The 4,673-nt window shown below is 64.9% G+C and carries 3 protein-coding genes and 2 pseudogenes; 2 read left to right on the plus strand and 3 right to left on the minus strand.

The annotated features are described in order from the left end of the window. Positions 1 to 1,451, minus strand: a 1,451-nt coding sequence (locus DDF70_RS35450; RefSeq protein WP_114949165.1) for an IS66 family transposase, incomplete at its 3' end; no start/stop codon positions are given. Between the two features lie 244 nt (positions 1,452 to 1,695). Here DDF70_RS35450 and corA point away from each other — a divergent pair. Beyond that, positions 1,696 to 2,708: pseudogene (corA, locus tag DDF70_RS35455) on the plus strand (magnesium/cobalt transporter CorA). Positions 2,709 to 2,718: 10 nt separating this feature from the next. On the opposite strand, the gene DDF70_RS35460 reads toward corA, so the two are convergent. Further along, positions 2,719 to 3,519 carry a DUF1194 domain-containing protein gene (locus tag DDF70_RS35460; protein ID WP_114949166.1) on the minus strand — a complete coding sequence of 267 codons (801 nt, stop codon included), beginning with the start codon at positions 3,517 to 3,519 and terminating at the stop codon, positions 2,719 to 2,721. A 93-nt stretch (positions 3,520 to 3,612) separates the two neighbouring features. On the opposite strand from DDF70_RS35460, the gene DDF70_RS35465 reads away from it, so the two are divergent. Next, entirely contained in the window at positions 3,613 to 3,852 is a 240-nt protein-coding gene (locus DDF70_RS35465) for a hypothetical protein (RefSeq protein ID WP_114949167.1), read from the plus strand. 135 nt (positions 3,853 to 3,987) lie between these two features. Here DDF70_RS35465 and DDF70_RS35470 read toward each other — a convergent pair. After that, positions 3,988 to 4,673 (minus strand): annotated as a pseudogene (locus tag DDF70_RS35470) (IS6 family transposase); the annotation flags it as partial.

The following is a 4,673-nucleotide window of genomic DNA, read 5'->3' on the forward strand; positions in this document are numbered from 1 at the left end:
GCGCTCATGGTGCCACCGGAGATCTTGCGCTTGATCACCCAGGCGCGCAGGTCGTTCTCGGAGGCATTGGTGTGCAGCGGGATCTCGGGACGCTCGAGCACCCGCAGCAGTTCGCCCTTGCGCCGTGCCAGACGGGCGAGCAGTTCGTCGAGCTCCTGGTAGCCCGTGCGCAGGCCAAAGATCTTGTCGAACTGCCGCCGGAAGGCCCGCTCCCCACCTGGCGAGGGGCTCTGCTTCCACAGCTTCAGACCGCGATAAAAACACCAGATCGCCTCGCGGACCAGCTCAACGGCATTGGCCTGCTTGGGTGAGGCCGGCATCAGCTTCTGCAGGTGGCGCTCCGCATGGATCCAGCATAGGGCGTGCTGAGCAACCCGGAACTGCCCGGCATCGTCGGAGACCACGACGGTGTTGGCCATCAGCCCGTGATGCCGGAGCGCGCCCCAGGTGGCGGCTTCATCCAGTAGCCGAAGCAGAGGCCGGTCGAAGATGTTGATCGAGCAGCGCAGCAGATGCTGCCACCACTCCATCTGCGAGCTGAACACCTGGTCCTGGAGCTGGCTCAACCGGGCGATCACGGCGGCCTCGACCGGCTGCCGGCGCAGATAGTCCAGCGCGGCCTCGTTGGCGACGTAGTCCTCGCAGCCACCCCGCAGCAGCGTCAGGAAGTTCAGGCGCGATTTCGACCGGCTGGTGCGGAAGACGCAAAAGCGCTCGCCGCCGATCTGGGTGGTCACCGCGGGACGGCGGGCATGGCGCGCCCCGGTATCATCGACGGTGAGGTAAGGCGACGAGACCAGGCCGGCCTGCAGGATCGCACGATCTTCCTGTTCGAACAGCTCCAGATCTGAGGTGAGCAGACGGACGACCTCGCGCTTGGAGATCGCCAGGCCAATACCGTTCAGCAGATCGGTCAGGCGCTCGGTGGTCACCTGGCCTTGCGTGTGCAGGGCGAGGCAGAACCGCCGCACATTGGGTCCGAACCCGCCGGTGATGCCAATCGGCAGCGGCGCGATGAGGGTCTGGCCCTCGGGTGTCACCCACCGTTCCCGTTTGTAGCGCACCACCTCGGCAACCAGCACCAGATCCCGATGCACGACCGTCTTGTAGCCTTTGAAGCGCGAGCCGGGCGGAGCCTCGACCGGGATCGTGACCTCGCGGGTGACCCGATCCCGTTTGGCGCCGCGCCCGGGACGCCGGCCTGGACCAGCAGGGCGCGGCTGGGTGGCTTTCTCCATGCCGGAGGGGTTGAAGGGTGGGCGCGGCGGCAGGTGCTTGAGCCGGGCGATCTCGTCCTTCAGGGCCTGGTTCTCGAGGCGCAAGTTGCTGTTGGCGAGGCGCAGCTGCTCGACCTCGTGCTCCAGTCGATCGATCTTGCCGGCCAGATCCGCAACGAGCCGGCGCAGAGCCGTCGAGGACAGGGGCTGGGCGGAACCACCGGGCGCGCTCATGCCTGGATTGAATCACGAATGCCCGTTTGGCGGAATCCCTGCCCCCGAAAATGCCCCGGTTACCGCGTAACCGGACGTTCCGAAAGCGCAGGGAGGCGCGGCTTCTGGCCCAGTCCGGACGTTGCGACTTCGGCCGCTGCCGAGAGACGCGGCCGACCATCAGGCATGCTCGGCCCTAGCATCCGCCTGATCCATCGCCTCGTTCTGCTTCGGCACCGCACGACTGCTGAGGCGTTGAATTGTCATGGCGAAGTCTTTCAAGCTGGTGACGGTTCAGCCCGAAAGCATCCCCGGCGTGGTGGCCTCGGCCGCCTATGGGGGCGGCCGGCGCGTGGCCGACATCCCCATCGGGGAAGCCGGCGATTGGGCACATAAGCCGGGGCACGTGGTCTGGATCGGCCTGCACGAGCCAGGTCTCGATGTTCTGAGGGCGGTGCAGGCACAGTTCGGCCTGCATGACTTGGCCATCGAGGATGCGCTCAAGGCCCAACAGCGGCCCAAGCTCGAACAATATGGCGAGGCGCTGTTCATCGTCGCGCGAACCGCGCAGATGCTCGACGGGCGCATCGCTTTCGGCGAGACCCACCTGTTCATCGGGAAGGGCTACGTGGTCTCCGTCCGGCATGGGGCCTCGACGACCTATACCCTGGTGCGCGAGCGCTGCGAGGCATCCCCGACGGCGCTGTCGGCTGGCGACGATTTCATCCTCTATGCCATTCTCGACTTCATCGTCGACAACTACATGCCGGTGATCGAGACCATCCAGGCTGAGGTCGAGGCAATCGAGGACAGCATTCTGGCCGCGCCCGCGTCCCAGCACCAGGTCGGCCGGATTTATCAGCTCCGCCGGGACCTGCTGCGCCTGCGCTTTGCCGCCATCCGCTGGTGGACGTCTGCCGGCGCTTGGAGCAGCCGGGTCTACCCGCCATTGATCCCGCGATGTACCCCCTGTTCCGGGATGTCTCGGACCATATCCGGCGGGTGCAGGAGGAGATCGAGTCCTTGCGTGAGGTGCTGGCGTTCACCTTCGAGGCCAGCCTGATGACGGGCCAATCCCAGCAGAACGAGATCACCCGCAAGCTCGCGGCCTGGGCGGCCATCCTGGCGGTGCCTACGGCCGTGGCGGGGATCTATGGCATGAACTTCGACGTCATGCCCGAGCTGCATTGGAAGTACGGCTACGCCGTCGTGCTGGCGGTCATCGCTGCAGCATGCGGCTGGCTCTACGGGCACTTCCGCCGGCGCGGGTGGCTCTAGCCCAGGTCCTCTAGCCGCCCGAGGGCCGCGAGGGGCGCGGCTCGCCCGTGGAGCAATGCCCCGCGGACGGGTTCTGGGCGGGCTGAACCAGCGTGCCCGGCGGTGCTCGGCCCGAGACCTCGCGGACGATCTTGGTCCTGATCGCCTCGACGAACTGGTGCCGCCCGTGCACCGGGATCATGAAGGCGCCGGGACCGCCGATGACGCAATCGCGATAGTACAGGTCCAAGTTCTCGATGTCCCAAGCCCCGCTGGGGTCTTTCAGCAGGATGGGCAGGCCATTGATCGTGATGCCTGCACCGATGGCCTCGTCGCGGGCCTCGGTCACGGAGCGGCCCTGGTTGTTCGGCCCGTCGCCTGAGATGTCGACGACCCGGCGGGCAGGGTCGACACCGCTCTCGCGCAGCAGCCCAATGCTGAAATCAATGGCCCCGGAAATGGATGTATACCCCACCCGGTTGATCGGGCTCCGCGCCAGGCGCTCGGCGAAATCGAGCGCATCCTCGGGCTGCTCGACCACCGTCCAGGGAACAATGATCTGTTGTTCCTCCATCCCGGACCACTCCACATAGGTCACGGCGATGCGCCCGAGCAGACCCTGACGGATCGCGCGCTGGACCTCCGGGGAGCGGAAGGCTTCGACATAGCCTTCCCGCTGCAACTCCTGCTCGTCCGGCTCCATGGATTGGGAGACGTCGACGGCCAGCACGAGCGCGAGATCGACCTCGGTCGCGGCTCGGACGCTCCCCGCTGCTAAGAGCGATAGACCCATCGACAGCAAGACGGCAATGCTGCGCCGGACGCCGATCATCCTTAGCTCCCGTTCAGGCTTACGAGGCTACGCTACTGTTCGATTGGGGCAGCAGGGGGACGGAAGGATTCCCCGCCCAACTGGGAGGCAGGCATGGCGACACGACGGCTCCGGCTGGTGGCATGGCATCACCGCCGCGAATTGGCCAGGCACGCTCACAGGCAGGAGTGCATGGCCCGCCACCTGATCGCTTTGGCGTCCACCATCGCCGAGACCGGCTGGCCGGGAGCCGCGAAGCGGATGCTGGGCCTCGGCCTGCGGTTCCGGGTTCGGGGACTCTGTCTCCTGGCTAGGGCCAGCGCCTTGGATTGGCGCACGGGCGCTCTCGTCTGAGGTCCACCCCAGGCACTTGGAATGGATGAGACATGCAAATCAGCGCCGAAGCAGGGTCAGGTCAGTTGTGGCCCGGATCGGGGCATCGTTGCAGTAACTTGAAAACCGCATAATGGACCCAGTTTCACGGGCCGCTTAGGCAGCAAGACCGAAGAGCTGATTGACCAGACGGATTTCGCCTATCGCTCGCCATCCCCGCTTGTTGTAATGACCGCGGCGGATCATGCGCATGATCTCAAAACCCTTCAGGGTCGCCGCTGCAGTTGTCATCGTCTGAAAGCCGCGAGTCGGACGGATCACTCGCTTAAGTGCACCGTGATCCGCTTCGATGATGTTGTTCAAGTACTTTGACGTCCGATGCTCGACATCTTTCGATAGCAACCCTTCATTCTGCAAGCGCCGGATTGCCTTCGGGTAAGATGCCAGTTTGTCAGTCGTGATCGAGGACGGCCGATAATCGCTCATTGTCTTCAGAGCCTTGCGCAGGAAGCGATAAGCCGCTCCAGTATCACGCCGACCAGCCAGCATGGAGTCGATCAGTCGACCATGTTTATCGACCGCTCGGAACAAATATCGCCAGCGTCCGCCCACTCGTACATCTCATCCACTCGCCACGGACCTGCACGATGTCCTTGGCAGGGCCGCATCCGCTTCTCAATCTCCGGGGCATAGCGTTGGACCCAACGAAAGATCGTGCTCGGATGGACGCTGATACCGCGCTCGCACATCATTTCCGCCACATCGCGGTAGCTGATCCCGTACTTGCAGTACCAGCGCGCGCACAGCAGGATGATCGCGACCGGAAAACGGCGGCGCTTGAA

This window comes from Microvirga calopogonii, assembly GCF_003347665.1.
In the GTDB taxonomy this organism is placed as follows: Bacteria; Pseudomonadota; Alphaproteobacteria; order Rhizobiales; family Beijerinckiaceae; genus Microvirga; species Microvirga calopogonii.